Source organism: Neolewinella maritima (assembly GCF_923081025.1).
Taxonomy (GTDB): domain Bacteria; phylum Bacteroidota; class Bacteroidia; order Chitinophagales; family Saprospiraceae; genus Neolewinella; species Neolewinella maritima.
This window is the reverse complement of record NZ_CAKLPZ010000001.1, coordinates 719,261-737,321: the sequence shown is the minus strand read 5'-3', so window position 1 is coordinate 737,321 and position 18,061 is coordinate 719,261. Positions and strand designations below refer to the sequence as shown.

Here is an 18,061-nt window from a genome sequence, read left to right as displayed (position 1 = left end):
TACAGCTACCTTGCCGTTAGCCCCCGGCGTATGTCTATTCTGTACCCCTTCCCCCACTTCCACACGCCGCCACCCGGCACCGTTACTCACCTACCGGTAACGCGTAACGGGATCCGCAACCTCTCCCCCGCGCCCTTCGTACGGCGGGGTGGACCAAGCTTTCCCGTAGTACAGATCGGTACTACAGCGGGCAGCAGTTGGGGCATTGGCGGACTACTACCCGCCACTGCGTTCAGCGACGGCAGCGTGCGGCCCCACGAGGACACGCTGTCCCCCCGGCTGGCCCGACAGCGCGAGCTGGTCCTCCGCGACGGTGGCGCGCTGGGTAAACCCGTCCTGCTGACTGTTCCTACCCTCGCCCCCCTCCGGCAGACGCTCCAGCAAGTGGCCGCCCCCCTACTGCGGTACCATACTGCTGACCTTACGTACTGTCTTCATGCCGCCTGCGGTCAAATCGCCCCCCTTCCCCTAGCTGCATTAGGTACTCCCGTGATCGCCGACGGCCACCACCGGGCCTATACCCACGCCGCACTAGCCGCCGATGGAGTCGCTGGTTTCGATATGATCCCCGTCGTACTCATGGGTGGAGACACTCTGCACATTGACACCTTCATGCGGGTCATTCAGACTACGAAGCCGCCCGCCCAGCTACTGACCGAGCTATCCGCTTACTTCCACATCCAGCCCACCGCGCAATCTTCCCCCGTGCAGGCGACCGGCCAGTGGCTGTACAGCTACCGCAAGCAGCACTACCACCTATCCCGTAAAGCTTCCCGGGGCGATACCACCACGGACGCCGGCTGGCTCAGCCATACCGTGCTCCCCACCGTCTTCGGCATATCGGACCTTCGCCTGGACGACCGCATTGACTCCGTCCCCCCCCCACCCCTGGTCAATGGCCACGTCCAACTCCCCCCCCGCTCGGATCATGAAGCCATTCTGCTCGGCAAGCCCATTATCACCGAGCGCTTCTTCGCCGAGGTAGATGCCGGCCGGCTACTCCCCCCCAAGAGTACGTACTTCAGTCCCCGGCTGCCTAGTGGCTTGCTGGTCTGGATCCCTGGAGATTAGACGCCTTCGGCTCGTTAGACGCCTTCGGCTGGTTAGATCGCCTATCGGCTCGTTAGACCCTTCGGGGTTAGACCGCTTCGCGGGTAGAGGGTCTAACCCGCGAAGCGGTCTACCTGCTGAAAGCAGTCTAATGAGCGAAGCGATCTAACGAGCGAAGCGATCTAACGAGCGAAGCGATCTAACGAGCGAAGCGATCTAACGAGCGAAGCGATCTACTTAAACCGAATAGCCTTAACTGGATCGATCTGAGTGACCAGGTAGGAGGGCAGTACCAGAAACGCTAGGGTGATCACGAAGGTGCCGAGGTTCAGTCCCAGGATCGTGAGCCATTCCAGCTTGATGGGGGCTACGGCCAGGTAGTAGCTTTCTTCGTCCAGCTTGACGATGCCGAAGGTCTTTTGTGCCCAGGCCAGGCCGAGGCCGACGAAGTTGCCTAGCAGGAGACCGACGATGACGATGAAGCCGGCGTAGTAGAGGAAGATCTTGCGGATGCTCCAGTTGTCTTGGCCTAGTGCTTTGAGGGTGCCGATCATGTTGGTGCGCTCGAGAATGAGGATGAGCAGGGCGGTCATCATGTTGATCACGGCTACGAGTACGACGAGGATCAGGATGATGATGCCGTTATAGTCCTGGATATCAAGCCAGTTGAACAGCTCGCGCAGCTTATTGCGGATACTGTCGGCGTAGAGGTGCTGTGGTAGTACGTCGTAGTGGATGTAATTGGCGAAGGCGTTCAGGTCATCGATGTCGTCCAGGATCACTTCGAAGCCGCCGACTTCATCGTCGCGCCAGTTGAGCAGGCGGCGCAGCTGCTTGATGTCTACGATGGCAAACTTGCTGTCGTACTCTTCCAGGCCGGTCTTATAGATGCCCTGTACCCGGAAGGCCCGCGACTTCTCTTCCCGCAGGCCACTGAAGTACACGAAGTCGATCCGGTCCCCCACCCCGATCTGGAGTCGGCGCGAGGTGCTGTTGGAGATCAGGATGCCGCGGGAGGTGCTGTCCTTTACCACCTCTAGGGCGTCGCCCTCTACCATATACTGGGCGAAATCCTCCCAAGCGAAGTCCTGGTCGATCCCCTTCAGGATCAGCGGTTCGGTATCGGCCAGCTGCTCTCCTTCCTGAAAGACCGAAACGATGCCCGGCAGCAAAATGAAGGGTTGAATATTGCGAATACCGCCCTGGGTGGTGCGCTCCTCCGTACTGTTGGTGCCGAAGGGGTCTTCGAAGTCGCGGTAGGTGATGGGGCCGAGCTCCTCGAGACTGGGGTAGAAATCCTGCTCGGTGCTGATGGGGTACTCCGTGGTGAGCATGATGTCGTTGGCCGCATTCTCCTCCGTGATGTGCACGTGGCCCCAGAAGCCGAAGATCTTAACCGAAATTTCCGTTTTGAAGCCTGAGATCAGCGCGCTGGCCAGCACCATGGTCGCCATTGAGATCGCTACGGCCACTACCGCGATCCCGATGATGGTACGGCTGATCGACTGCGAGCCCCCCTTGGCGACGCCGCGGGCTAGGAAGAGCGGTAGGTTCATGGGGTAAAGGTAGAGCCTGCGGCTGGTTAGGGGCTCTGCTGGAAATATGAAATGTATAGTTCGTACAGTTGACATATGCCAACTCTATAGTGCACTTTGCCATTTGTGACGTTCTTTGCACTGGCGTACGCGCCCGCCTGCTGTATTCCGGAGCCGTATCGCCTAGCCACCTAACGAGCGAAGCGATCTAACGAGCGAAGCGATCTAATGAGCGAAGCGATCTAACGAGCCGAAGGCGATCTAACCCCTAACGAGCGAAGCGATCTAATGACAAACTTTATTGACGAACTCGAGTGGCGCGGCATGCTGCACCAGCTCACCCCCGGTATCCGTGAGCATATGCAGGAGGGGCCCCGCCGGGCCTACATCGGCTTTGACCCTACGGCGCCGTCGCTCACGATCGGCAACTACGTACAGGTGATGCTGCTGCTGCACTGGACGCGGGCGGGGCACGAGGCGGTGGTGCTCTTCGGCGGGGCGACCGGACGCATTGGTGACCCCAGTGGCAAGGACAAGGAGCGCGAACTGAAGACGTATGAGGAGCTGGACCACAATCTGAGTCACCAGCGGGCGCAGATGGAACGGCTGCTACAGACGGGCGGGGGCGCCGGTGCGCAGGTGGTGAACAACTACGACTTCTACCGGGACATGAACGTGCTGGACTTCCTGCGTGACGTAGGCAAGACCCTGACCATCAGCTACATGATGAGCAAGGACAGCGTGCAGAACCGGCTGGAATCGGGGATGTCGTTCACCGAGTTTAGCTACCAGCTGCTGCAGGGCTATGACTTTCAGCGGCTGTACGCGGATCACGGGGTGACGGTGCAGATGGGCGGCTCCGACCAGTGGGGCAACATCACCAGCGGCACGGAATTCGTGCGGCGCAACCTGGAGGGAAAGGCCTTTGCGGTCACTACCCCCCTGCTCACTAAGGCCGACGGCAGCAAGTTCGGCAAGAGCGCGGAGGGTAACGTGTGGTTGGATGAGGAGCTGACGAGTCCGTACGACTTCTACCAGTTCTGGCTGCGGGCCGATGATGCGGACGTGGCGACTTACCTGAAGTACTTTTCCCTGCAACCTAAGGAGGCGATACTGGCGGACTGCGCTACCGTAGCTGCCCACCTGGGTGGGGAAGACCGGTACCGGGAGGTGACGGCCATCAAGACCGCCCTGGCCGCCGAGCTTACCGAGCGCATTCACGGGGCGGAGGGACTGGCTACGGCCGAGCGGGTCACGAACATCCTGTACGGACGGGGCGCTACGGCGGATGACCTGCGGGCCCTCGACGCCAGGGCATTCCGTGCCCTACAGGGTAACATACCCACTTTTCCCATCGATCGCGGGGTACTACCTACCGGCCTGCTGGAGCTGCTCTCGGAGCACAGCGACGTGGTAGGCAGTAAGAGTGAGGCTAAGCGAGCGGTGCAGGGCAACGCGATCGCCATCAATAAGGACAAGGTGAGTGATGTAGAGCGGCAGGTGAGCGCCTCCGAACTGCTGCACGACACCTACCTGATGGTGGAAAACGGGAAGAAGAAGCGTTACTTATTTGTAGTAACATGAATCCGCAGGCGGGTAGAACAACGTATGTAGCTACAACGATTGCCTCCTCCTTGGGGGTTAAGCGTTAAGATTTTCTCATTTTGGGGAGGATCGTATACACATTCACCAAATCATGTTATCTTGTGCCTACATTTGAGTTTTAGCTTACGTTATCCCAACTTTTCAGCTTAGGATAATCCCCATGACCTACAGTTATAAAAACCAGCGATCCGCCCTGGCCGGCTGATCGCCCTTTACATACACACCTGTTTCTTTAGCCTGACCTATTGATTTACCCTATTGCCCCTACTCGCCCCGCGCGTGTAGGGTAGCGGTGAATTTATACCTGGCCTGAAGATTTTTACGCATTTGCTGGTCCGTGCCAGTACGACACTATAACAACACAGATGAAGAATTTTTACCTAGCCTCTGTGCTCGTGGTAAGCCTAATGCTGACGTTTCAGCAGGCCAACGCGCAGCTTTCCGTTTCCGCCAGTGGCATTCCCTTCCTTATGGAAGTAGCCGAGGCCAGTACCGCGGAGCAAGCCATCACCCTCCAGGCCGGGCAGCCCTACTACTTCAGTACCGCCTTCCAAATCGACGCGATCAGTAGCTCCTGGACCGACCGTATCCTTACGGGCCTACTGATGGACGATCAGATCAGCGGAGACCAGTGGGTTTATCCACAGCTGGTCCGGCGGGGCGACGCGGTATTCGTAGAAGTGCGGGCCACGGACCTGGCGGACAACGGCGTAGAACGCCGGGTGCCCTTCGGGCAGCCCCAGCAGCTCATCATTCGCGGTGTGTGGGACGGTTCGTTTGCCGTGACGTACAGCTGGACGCTCTCCCCCACCCCTACGGCAGAGGACAACGACTGGACGGAGATCGGCTACCACTTCGTGTGGGGACAGCCTATCCTCAGTTCGCTGTACCGCAACACTACGTATGATGCTGACATCACCGGCACCCTCGGTACGGTACGCGTGGTGCTGGACTACGAGCAGGTCGCACCCGACGGCCCCGTAGCCCCCACGAACAACGCGCCCGTACTGGAGCAGATCGGTGACGTAGCCACCACGGAAGGCGAAGTGACCACCATCACCCTGCGGGCAACGGATGAGGATACGGACGATCGGCTGACATTCTCGGCAAGTGCCGCACTACCCGCTTTTGCCAGCCTGACCGATAACGGAGATCGGACCGCTACCCTGCGCGTCGCACCATCCGTAGGAGAGGCAGGCACGTATGCAGGTATTGTCGTGACAGTCAGCGACGGCGAGCTATCCAGCAGCGAGACTATTTCATTGGTTGTGGATGCCGCCCCGGTAGTCAGTGGCTGTCCGCCCATCAGTATCCTCCCCTGTGAGGACGTTGCGGTAGCTCTGCCCCTCAAGTTTTCATTCAACGGGGACGAGAACGGCATCTACGACCGCAACGGTCAGGGCATCGGCTTCACGATGGTGGATGCCCCGTCCAATAACCTATTCCCCGCTACGCCCACCAACCCCAACGTACCGGGCATGGAGCCGAGCCTGCTCACGGTAGTGGGCGGCAAGCTGGTCGTGACCAGCACCAAAGGCATCAACTACCAGCGGCCGGCGGTCAGTGCCAATACCAACAGCCAGGTGAATGCACTGGGCGTAGGCATCTCCGCGCCCGCCAGGGCCTTTGCTGTATCCGTAGATCTCACTCAGCCGAACTTCGACGCAAGCGCCGGTGCAAACTCCCAGCAGGGCGGCCTATGGTACGGCCTCGGGGAGGATAACTACATCAAGCTGGTAGCCATCAAGTCGGCCAGTGGACTACAGCGGATCCAGCTCATGGTCGAGACCATCGACCCCACCGATGCTACCGCCGTGGTACTTAGCTCGCTGACCACGGAAGAATTTGCTTCTACGGCCCAGGTCCTCCGCCTGGAACTCGTCCTGAACCCCGTAGCCCGCACCGTAGCGGCTACCTACGTAGTCAATAGTGGCACGGCCATTCCCGTGACCGAAGACGGAGTAGGCACGCTCGCCGTACCCGTATCCTTCATTACCGGCACCGACCACGACGGGCAAGCGGGTACTCCCCGGCTATCCTACGCGGGAGTGTTCACCTCCCACCGCAACGCAGCGGCTGCGGATGCCATCGACTTTGCGTTCGACAACTTCGCCATCGGCGAAGTAGCCAGCAGTGGCGTGCCGCGCGTGACCGCCGTACTGCCCCGCGACGGTGCGGTAGGCGTGTCGCCCAGCACATCGGTATCCGCCAACGAACTCTTTCTGCCCAACGGCCGCAACGGCGTATTCGGGGTAGACAACAGTACGATCTCTCCCCAGACCGTGCGGCTCTTCAAGCTACCCTCCAATACGGCCGTGCCCGCTACGACCAACGGTACCGGCGGGGGTGATGCGATCAACCTGACGCCCTTGTTCCCCCTGGAGGCCAATACGACCTACCGCTTTGAGGTGGACGGCGTAAAGGACCTAACCGGCGTAGCCTTCGCAGCCTTCAGCTCCACCTTCACGACCAGCACCGGTGTGACCGGCGGTGGGGGTGATCTGGATGCCGTCTCCTTTACCAGTGGCGGTAAAGTAGCTACCCAGGCACGCTATACTAGCCTGGAGATCGGTCCCGACGGACGCCTCTACGGCCTCAGTATCGACGGGGTGGTTGACCGCTTCGACGTAGCCGATGATGGCACCCTGAGCGGCAAGACCAGCATCACTACCCTGACCGATACGTACGGCTCGCGCTCCGCCGTGGGCTTCACCTTCTCCCCCGACGCTACGGCAGACAAGCTGCTGGCCTTTGTCAGCCACTGCTCCGGCGGTCTGACCAACGCCCCGGCCTGGGACGGAAAGATCAGCCAACTGAGCGGCCCGGATCTGGGTACCGAGCAACTGGTGGTCACCAACCTGCCCCGCTCGCGCCGCGATCACCTCACGAACAGCATCACCTTCCGGGAAGGACAACCCAACGTGCTGTACTTCCTACAGGGCTCCAATACCGCCGGAGGTGCGCCCGACAACGCTTGGGGCAACCGCCTGGAGCGGCTACTGAGTGCGGCCAGCCTTCGCCTGGACCTCAACAAACTTCCCCAGAACACCTGGCCCCTCAACGCCAAGACGACCATGAGTGCGGCAGCCATCAATGCGGCAGACACCAATTCACCTACCCTCGGTAGCGGCACCGGCACCTACCGGGAGAACAACCAGACCTTTCCCGACGACGGTACCTACAACCCCTACTTCCGCGATGCTCCCCTGACGCTGTACGCCACCGGTATCCGCAACGCCTTCGACCTGGTGTGGCACTCGAACGGACAGCTCTACATCCCCACCAACGGCACCAACGGAGGCAGCAATTCGCCGGCCTCGGTCGACGGCACCCGGCGCCCCGACGGCACGGTGTACCGCTACGACGATGCCGCCGGACGCTACCCCGCCATCCCCGCCGTGACCGGCAACAACACCCAGCGCGATTACCTCTTCCGGGTAGACCCCGCTAGCACGATCGGCTTCTACGGTCACCCCAACCCCCTGCGCGGCGAGTTCGTCCTCAATGGCGGTACCGGAGAGGTCAGCACCTACCCTACCGGCATCCTGCCCGACGTCAATTTCCGCGGACCGGCCTTCAACTTCGAATTCAATAAGTCACCCAACGGCGTGATCGAGTACCGCAGCAACGCCGAGAATGGCAACCTGCGCGGTGCCCTACTGGTGTGCCGCTACAGTGGCGGCTCGGACATTATGGCCCTACTGCCCGACGGACCCAACGGCGATATCGCCACCGTCAAGGTGGGTATTCCCGGCTTCACCGGCTTCACCGACCCCCTCGATATCGTGGAGGACGTACGTACCGGCAACCTGTACGTATCCGACTTCGGCACCCAGTCCATCACTCTGCTGCGGCCCAGCAACCAAGCTACCCGGCGTCCCTTCCTTACGGTAGATAAGACGCGCATCCTGGCCGAGGAGATCGTAAGCGCGCCATCCGGTAAGCAGACCACGGTCTTCCTCACCAACTCCGGCAACGCCGTCCTGGAAGGCGCCACGGCTACGATCACCGGAGCAAATGCGGCTGATTTCACCCTTACCATGGGCAACTTCCCCGCCAGCCTGGGGGTCAATAGCACTACCTCGGTACAGGTGAGCTTCACCCCCTCCACCGCCGGGGCCAAGGTGGCTACCCTTACGTTCGCCGGCACCAATGCCGAACCCGTCGTAGTAGCGCTGCGCGGTCTCGGCAAAAAAGGACTCGGTGGCAGCAATGAGCCCTCGCTACAGCAGATCCTCGATACCTACGGCCTGCCCGTTCAGGTCGGGGATCAGAACCCAGCTACCACCGCGCTGGACCTGGCCGCGGGCAAAACCTACGACGACCTGCTGGGAGATGAACTAAGTCTACAGCAGTTCCAGCGGGCCGGCAATGGCAACGTAACGGTCGAAGTACTGGCGGTTTACGGTCCCGAAGCCAACGACCCCATCGTAAGCTTTGGCTGGTACGATGGAAATGCAACTAACAGCAACGAGCTGTTCAGCGTACGCAACGATGTGGCCGGTAACGGACAGACCGTCACCCCCCGGGTGAGCGGCAACCTGTCGTTCAATCCCGGAGTAGCCACCTTCGGCTTCTACAGCCGCTGGCCCTACTTCAACAACCGTACGCTGTACAGCGAAGACGCCCTGAATACCTTCAGCGGTGCCCTGCCCCACCACGTGCGGGTGTACCAAGTACCCGGCGAGGAGAACGCCTACATCGTAGCCACCGAGGAGCACATCAATACCCCCGACTACCAGGACATCGTCGTGCTCGTACGCAACGTAGCCCCCGCCGGTGCCCCGCTCGCTACGGCTAGTCCGGAAGAGCTGCTCTTCGAAGCTACCGTAAATACAGAGGGTAAGCAGACTGACACCAAGACCGTCACCATCACCAATGCCGGCCAGACTGAGCTACTCATCGGCGAGGTACGACTTACGGGTCCCTACGCCGATCAATTCTCGGTGACCGGCCCATCGAACAACAGCCTGGCACCCGCGGCCGCGCAGGACTATACCGTCACCTACACCCCCGATCTGAACCAGGATAACCTTGGCTATCAGGGGGCAGAACTAAGCATCGAAACCAATGGCGTGACCGATGGCAACTTCCGCATCGGTCTGCACGCCCTGAAGAAGGCCGGCTTCGAAGGCGGCCAGGAACCCGCCCTTCAGGCCGTGGTCAATACCCTCGGACTGGGGATCGATGTGGGATGGACGACCCTCACCACGACCACCGCCGCTACGGTACAGGGCCAGGAGGTCATCGCACCGCTCTTCGCCGCGGCCGGTAGCGGTCCGGTAGGCATCGCGTCGGTAGCCCGCTACTCTCCGGCGGAGACCCTGCCCTTCGGTGTGTACACCAACGCAGGTGGCACGGTCACCACCACGCAGGTAGGTGTGCAGGCCGGCGGTATCGTGAACGCCCAGACGCTCTATCCCCGTCTGGCATCCGGTAGCAGCAGCTTCACCGCCCCCGCCGCGCCCTTCGGCGTGTACGTGGAGTCAAAAACCTTTAATCGGATCAACTACACCCAGGACGAGCTCAACACCGGCATCGCCCACCGCAGCCGGGTATACCCCGTACGCGATCGCAGCGGTCAGCTGGTGGAAAACAGCTACCTCGTATGTTTTGAAGACGCGACCAATGGCGACTACCAGGACTACGTTTTCCTGCTCACCAACGTGAAACCTGCCGGGGCGGGGGCGCAGGTGCTCAGTTTTGCCCCGGCGCGCATCGACCTGGAGGCAGCCCGCGGACAGGTTTCCGCGCCGGCCCGTACGCAGTTGATTGCCAGCGTCGCTCCCGTGGGTACGCCCATCCGGCTCACCAGCGATGCGGACTGGGTGGTACTGCCTACGGACGTGCGTATCGGCGAGCCGCTGACCTTCGCGGCCAATGCCTACACCCTGGCCGACGGCACCTACACGGCCACCGTGACGGCTACGGCCAGCGGCTACGCCCCGGCTAAGCTGGCGGTAACGGCCACTGTAAGCGGAACCGTCATCGTAGCGGCCCGGATCAATTTTCAGGACAATACCTTCACCCCGCCCGCCGGCTACCTGGCTGATGTGGGTGAGGCGTACGGTATCCGTCCCGGCGGCAAGACCTATGGTTGGATCAACCCGGACACTAAGCAGCCCCAGGATAACCTCATCAGTGCCCGCGGTGCGGCGCGCGGTGTGACCAACACCAGTACTACCGAAGACAAGCTGCTGCGCTCCTTCGCTATGCTGGATCAGATAGACCTCTCGCCCCGCGCCCCGCGCGACTGGGAGATCGAGGTACCGAACGGCACCTACCGCGTAGAGGTGACGGCCGGTGACCCCCAGTACTACAACAGTCTGCACTTCCTGCGGGCCGAGGGCGTGGTGTTGATCAAGAACTTCGTACCCACGGCTACGGATGTCTACCGTACGGCCTCCGCTACCGTGCGGGTACTCGACGGCAAACTGACCATCGACGACACCGGAGCCTACAATACGGGCAATAGCAAGATCGTCGCGCTGAGCTACACCAAGATCGACGGGGCCACTGCCCTACCGACCATCATCGCTGACGTGAGTGGATTCCAGACGGCCAGCGGTGCCTATGCCGGTGAGGCTACGGTGACGCTGCGCGCGCAGGACGAATCCGGCAGCGGCATTCAGTCGCTGGGCTACAGTGTGAACGGTGCAGCCTTCGTGGCTTACTCCGCTCCCATCAATCTGCAGCTACCCGTGGGTACGAGCTCGGCCGACTACCGGCTAGTCGCCCGGGCCACCGACGGCAACGGCAATACCGCCACGAAGGAGATCACCCTCCGACTGGAGCGGGCCACCGGCGCCGTACTGCGGATCGAGAATATGACCAAGCTGCCGGGCACGAGCCGCGGCTTCCCGGCCGAGGACTACTTCTCGTTTCACTACAATAACGTCGTCAAGCTCTACGACGGCGAGCGCCCCCGGGTGCACGACAGCAACGTGATGCGGATCCATAACGACGGTACCGCTCCCCTGCGGATCACCGCCCTGACCAGCACCGACGAGTCCCTGTTCACCATCAGCGGACTGAACGTAGCGGCCGGCGGACTAGAGATCGCCCCCGGCAGCTACGCCGACGCGACGGTCACCTTCGTGGCCCGCGACCTGGCGGGAGCAAAGCTGATCCTCCGCGAGCAACTCGTACTGACCTCCAATGCAGACAACCCCGCCGCCGCTAAGGTGACCTTCAGTGGCTCGTACTCCCAATTCATCGAGGGCGGCAATGAGATCACGACCCAGCAGGTCTTCGACGTGTTCGGCTTCCAGACCACCATGGGCCGGGACGAGAACAACCAGTTGGTGACCAATCCGAGCTCGGACTACCCTACTTACGACCGCGTCGATAGCGGTAAGGAAGGATCGCTGATCCTCTCCCCCTACTTCGTGCAGGCGGACGCCAGCAAGCCGGTCCAGATGATCCACATCGGTTCGTTCCAGGGCTACAGCACACCGACTGCGCAGCTGCAGAACGCCAGCAACCAGACCGTAGGAGGGATGAACTACGGCATGGGCCGCCTCTGGTTCCAGAGTATCCTGCCGAAGTCTAGCAACACCTCGACCATCCTGGCCGGCGACCGCACGGATCGTATCACCGAACCCTTCCAGATCCGCATTGCCGGCTACCGCTCTACCGGCGGTACGAGCCGCAATACGCTCAAGAATGAGATTCTGGGTATCCGCGTCTACAAGGTGATCGACCACCACGGCAACGTGATCCCCAACGACTACATCGTACTGCACGACTACATCGGCACTGGTTGTGCGGCCGGGTCGGGCAACTGTGACTGGCAGGACAATGCAGCCTACCTGACGAACGTCCGTCCGTTTAATACACCCAGCGCTTCGGCGATCGCCGACGTACGGGTCGACCCCGGCGTGGTGCGCAGCTACGGCGTAGCCACTGCCTTCGATAAGGGATACGCAGGTAACGATCTGACCTACTCCGCTACGCTGAGCAATGGCACTCCCCTACCCAAGTGGATAGAGCTGGATGGCCGTACGGCGGAATTCGTCATCAACGCGCCCTACAGTGCCGCCAGTACGAGCAGTACCGTGCGCGTCACGGCGACTGACCTGAACGGGCTTATGACCAGCAGCACCTTCCGCCTTATCGTGGCAAGTAGCGACCTGGACTGTGCCATTTCGGCCAACGCCGACGGACAGACCAAGACCATCTTTTGCGAGGGAGGAAGCGTACAGCTGAATGGACGGACCAGTACCGGCGTGTATAAGTGGACCGGGCCCAACGGCTTTACCTCCGCAGCCGCCAATCCAGTCGTCAGCGTACCGGGTGTATACACCCTGACCTCAGAAACCCTGCTGTACGGTACCTGCCCCGGCACGAGTAGCGTAACGGTGAATACCGATTATGGCAACGCGCCGAGTCTGCGGATCGCCGCTGCGACCAGCACACTGACCTGTTCGGTAGGTAGCATCGAGCTCACCGCCGTCTCCGGAGCCTTGTCGCCCAGCTACTACTGGTATGATGGTGATCGCCTCATCGGTACCGGGCGTCGGCAGGTAGTCACCAGGGCTGGCAATTACCGCATCAGCGCAGTAGGTACAGATGGCTGCACCGCTACGAGCAGTATCATCATTACCGAAAACCTCACTCCGGCACTGCCCGGTACCGGAGGGGATATCGCCGTCTGCCGCTTCGAGGCGGGCTTCAGCCTGTACGCGCAGTTACTTACTTTCGGAGGTAGCCCCCAACTCGGTGGACAGTGGACGCTCTACGGCTCGCCCGTACCCGATGCCTTCGATCCCGCTACGGCCAGCTCCGGGGTATACACCTATACGGTAGGTGGTGCCAACGCCAGCTGCACCAAAGCGAGCAGTACGCTGATCGTAGTGATCACGGAGGCCGCACGCTACTACCGCGATGCGGACGGTGACGGCTTCGGTAACATGGACGCAGCCAAACTACTATGTGCCCCGGAAGATGGCTTCGTGAGTAATGCCAGTGACTGTGACGATGCGGACCCCTCGGTCCATCCCGGAGCGGCCGAGCTATGCGACGGAAAGGACAATGACTGTGACGGTACCGTAGACGAAGGAGATGCCTGTACCGGTAGCGCCACTGCTATCCGTATCAATGCCGGCGGTCCTACGACCGACAACCAGGGCAGCACCTTCCGGGCCGATCAGTACTTCCTGGACGGAAACAGCTACCTGAACGCTAACAACAGTCTGCCCGCTATCTACCAGACCGAACGCACGGCGGGTAGCCCCTACGTGCTGCGCTACGCGCTGCCTCTAGCGGATGGTGCGTACACCGTGCGCCTACACTTCGCCGAGATCTACTGGGGTGCCATCGGTGCCGGAGGTACCGGCCGACGCATATTCGACGTGCGGCTGGAGGGCCAATTGGTACAGGACAACTACGACATCATCGCCGACGTAGGTAGCCTCACCGCCGTGGTGAAGGAATACCGCGTCACGATGACGGACGGTACCCTCAACCTGCGCCTGGATGCTTCTTCTGGTGTAGGGGGTGTCAATCAGCCCAAGCTATCGGCCCTGGAGATCCTCCCCCTCGGAGGTGGTACGGGACCGAATACCGCACCGGTGGCTATTGCTACGGCTAGCCCCCAGAGTGGTCCGGCGCCCCTTAGCGTCAATCTGGACGGTACAACGTCCTACGATGATGGAGGCATTGCCAGCTATGCCTGGCAGTGGACCGGCGGCTCAGCCACCGGACCCAGCGCCCGCGTCAACTTCAGGGAAGGAATGTACGCAGTGACGCTTACCGTCACCGACCAACAGGGCCTTACGGGTACCGATGTAGTGAATCTCACCGTAGGCCGCAACATCCTCGATAACGACGGCGACGGCGTGGAGGATAGCGCCGACAACTGCCCCTTCGTAGCCAACCCCGACCAGCAGCTGCCCCGCTTCTACGCCGACGGTGACCGCGACGGCTACGGCGATCCCGCTACCTTCGTCGAAGCCTGTACCGCCCCGGCGGGTTACGTGGACAATGCGCTGGACAACTGTCCAAGCGTGTACTCCCTGGACCTGACCGATACGGACGAGGATGGCATCGGCGATGTATGTGACGAAGACAGCGACAACGACGGCGTGCGTGACGCAGACGACTGTGACCCGCGCGACGCCCGGATCGGTGCGGCCAAACTGTACTACGCCGACCAGGACGGCGATGGTTTCGGTGATCCCGCTCAGGCCGTGCTAGCCTGTACCGTGCCTACTGGCTACGTACTCGATAATACGGATAACTGCCCCGCGCAGTCTAATCCCGACCAGGTGGATACCAACGGCAACGGACGCGGAGATGTCTGTGACGGAGCCGTTGCCGCAAAGTCCAGCTTCTGGCTCGAAGCTGAGTGTGCCCGCGTCGGATCCGTCTGGACGGTGCGTACGGACGCCACGGCCTCGGGTAGCAAGTACGTCGACGCGCTCGGCAATACTGACCTGAACAACGTACCCGCTGACCAGCCCGCCAACCACGTGACCTTCGTGATTGACCAGGCCGAAGCCGGGGTATACAACCTCTTCGCTCGAATCAGCGCAGCCAACGGTGACTCGGATTCTTACTGGGTCCGGGTCAATAACGGTGCGTGGTACAAATGGTCTGGTGGTATCGTGGTAGACAATACCTTCCACTGGAACAAAATGCGCGTCAGCGTCGACCTGCTGGCCGGTGCGAACAGCATCGACTTCGCCTGGCGGGAAGGTCCCGCACGGCTCGACAAGCTGCACCTGACCAAGGGAGCGACCGTACCGACACTGCTTGGTGAGGAAGCCACGAACTGTGGTACCCGCACCAATCAGCCTCCCGTAGCACGCGCTACGGCTACCCCCACGGAGGGCGCTGCCCCCCTACGGGTAAGCCTGGATGCCAAGGGCTCCTTCGATACCGACGGTACCATCGCTACCTACGCCTGGAACTGGGCCGGTGGCTCTACGACCGGTGCTACGGCAAGCGCCACCTTCCCCGCCGGCACCTACACGGTCACCCTCACGGTAATCGACCAGCAGGGAGGAGCGGGTACTACGCAGCTCAGCATCCGCTCGCTCAATCCGAATGCCGATACCGACGGGGATGGCATCATCGATGCGGAGGATAACTGCCCGCTGACCGCCAATCCCGACCAGGTGATCCCGACCTTCTACGCCGATCGCGATGGGGACGGTCTGGGTAACCCCGCAGAATCGGTACAGGCCTGTGTGCAGCCGGCCGGGTTCGTCAGCAACCAGCGCGATAACTGCCCGACCCTGAACTCCAGCGACCTGACCGATACGGACGAGGACGGCCTCGGCGATGCCTGTGACCCCGACGACGACAACGACGGGATCGCAGATGCCGAAGACTGTGCACCGCTCGATGCTACGATCGGACGGGGTACGCGCTACTACCGCGATCAGGACGATGACGGCTTCGGTGACCCCGCCAGCAGCCTGCGCTCCTGTAGCGCGGTAGCCGGTTATGTGTTGAATAACACGGACAACTGCCCCCTGACTGCCAACCCCGGCCAGGAAGACAGCGACGGCAATGGTATTGGTGATGCGTGTGAAGGTGTGACCTACACTAAATCGGTCTTCTGGCTCGAAGCCGAATGTGGTATCGTCGGCAGTGCCTGGACGAACTTCACCGATGCGACCGCCTCCGGCGAGACCTACGTAGCCTCCCCCGGCAACAATACGCTGGGTGCGCCCCCCGCCGATACGGATGCGAACCGTGTGCGCTTCATCGTAGCCGACACCGAGGCCGGCAGCTACAACCTGTTCGCCCGCATCAGTGCCCTGAACGGGGATACGGACTCCTACTGGGTCCGGGTCAACAATGGCGCGTGGTACAAGTGGTCGGGCGGTATTCAGACGACCAACACCTTCAACTGGAACCGCATGCGGGAACTGGTCGTACTGAAGCAGGGCAGCAACGTGGTCGACTTCGCATGGCGCGAAGGTGGGGCCAAGCTGGACAAGCTACACCTGAAGCTGGACGCTACCCTACCTAGCGGACTCGGAAGTCTGGCGGATAACTGTGGTGTAGCGGTAAACGCACCTCCCGTTGCCCGGGCCAGCAGCTCGGTGTCCGAGGGCGCGTCACCGCTGAGCGTACAGCTCGACGGTAGCCGCTCCAGCGACCCCGACGGCAGCATCGAATCCTACGCCTGGACCTGGGCCGGTGGTTCCGCCAGCGGCGCTACCCCACGGGTAAGCTTCACGACCGGCACCTACACCGTACGCCTGACCGTCACCGACGATCAGGGCGCCACGGGTACGAGCCAACTGACGATCACGGCCTTCGACCCCACCCAGGATACGGATGGGGACGGCGTAGCAGATGCGGAGGATAACTGCCCTACCGTAGCCAACCCGGATCAGCAACTGTTCACCTACTACGCCGACTTCGACGGAGACGGCCTGGGTGACCCCGCCGATGCGGTACAGGCCTGCGAGCAACCTGCGGACTTCGTTGCCAATGCGGATGATAACTGTCCGGCTAACTACTCCCTGGACACTACCGACAGCGATGGAGACGGTATCGGTGATGCCTGCGACAACTTCGATGGGGCTTCTACCGACTTCAGTCTCGAAGCAGAATGTGCCCGCATCGGAAGTGGCTGGCGTATCCAACAGGCCGCGGACGCGAGTGGCGGACGGTTTACCAACTTCATCGGCGCGGCGGACTACAACGCTACCTCGGTCGGTGATCCTGGCCAGCAACTGAACTTCGACGTGACCGTGAACGAAGCGGCTACCTTCTACCTCTTCCTACGCCTTGATGCGCCGGACGGGGCCCGCAACTCCCTCTGGGTGCGGATAGACGACGGCAAGTGGCTCAAGTTCTGGAAAGGGAGCGATGGGAAACAGATCCTGACCACCGGCTTCGAATGGCGTAAGGTCAGCGACGACGCTGCTCCGGTAAGCTTTGCGCTATCGGCGGGAGCCCACACCATCACCGTAGCCAACCGGGAGCCGGGTACTCTGGTCGATAAGGTGCTGCTATCTAACCTGGATGCACGCCCCACCGGTACCGGTCTGGCCGCTACGAACTGTAGCACGGCAAAGGCCCTCACGACGGCAGCGACTCTGCAACGCAGCGAACCCACCGATGTCGAGGACCTACACGTGGCCCTGTTCCCCAATCCCGCGCGGGAGCAACTCACTGTCGATCTGCGCAGTGGCTATACGGGCCGGGTGGAGGTCATCATCACCGATGCTACCGGACGCCGGGTGAAGCAGTTCTTCGTAGACAAGACGAGCGAGCTGCACCGGATGCGCCTGGAGGTCAGCGTACTTACTAGTGGTATGTACCAGCTACAGGTGATCGAAGACGACCGGCAGGTGATCAAGCAGTTCGTGAAACTGCGGTAACCCACCGTATACCACCCATCCAACGGGGCCACGCAACACCTGCGTGGCCCCGTTTTTCGTTTTGTACCCCTTTTTTAGAAAATTTGGAGTGCCAACACAATAAACCTCCAGGTTTATTTTTGAAAGACGTCTAAATGACACTTACACGCTTTAGTCCGATAAATGGACTGTATATATACATCAAGTGACACATAGTGGTGACTAAACAAAAAGCCTTCTTAGCTGTCGGCTGCATCTTTCGCCGCCAGGCGGCGAAATGTGGGACACTATTTGGTTGTTTAAACCAATACAGTTAATTTAGGCTACGATTTTAGCGGGAGCCCTATTGGAAACCGCTACTTACACTATTGAACATAAACTATAGGTTGCGCTGCGTCGGTCGCTTACCCATGCAGCCACTATATACACAAGGCAACTCCATGTACTTGCAGCACGTACCCGTTCCGGTCGAACGACTGCCATAGATATGCCCGTATAGGTCCGCACCGCCAGACATACTGCCCAGCAGTATCTGGGAGAAGTGTG

General features: G+C 61.0%; 4 protein-coding genes. 3 read left to right on the top strand and 1 reads right to left on the bottom strand.

Annotated features, from left to right (window positions below; all coding sequences use genetic code 11):
• Nucleotides 1-30 precede the first annotated feature (30 nt).
• Nucleotides 31-1,071, top strand: coding sequence for a DUF1015 family protein (locus MJQ68_RS03000; protein ID WP_238749495.1), 1,041 nt, complete (start codon nucleotides 31-33; stop codon nucleotides 1,069-1,071).
• A gap of 212 nt (nucleotides 1,072-1,283) precedes the next feature.
• Here the strand turns inward: MJQ68_RS03000 and MJQ68_RS02995 are convergent, their stop codons facing one another.
• Nucleotides 1,284-2,606, bottom strand: a complete 1,323-nt coding sequence (locus MJQ68_RS02995; protein WP_238749494.1) for an ABC transporter permease — start codon at nucleotides 2,604-2,606, stop codon at nucleotides 1,284-1,286.
• A gap of 267 nt (nucleotides 2,607-2,873) precedes the next feature.
• Between MJQ68_RS02995 and tyrS the strand changes: the two genes are divergently transcribed.
• Complete coding sequence (gene tyrS, locus MJQ68_RS02990) at nucleotides 2,874-4,169, top strand: tyrosine--tRNA ligase (RefSeq protein ID WP_238749493.1); 1,296 nt, start codon at nucleotides 2,874-2,876, stop codon at nucleotides 4,167-4,169.
• Between the two features lie 386 nt (nucleotides 4,170-4,555).
• Entirely contained in the window at nucleotides 4,556-17,536 is a 12,981-nt protein-coding gene (locus MJQ68_RS02985) for a PKD domain-containing protein (protein WP_238749492.1), read from the top strand.
• The last annotated feature ends 525 nt before the right edge of the window (nucleotides 17,537-18,061 follow it).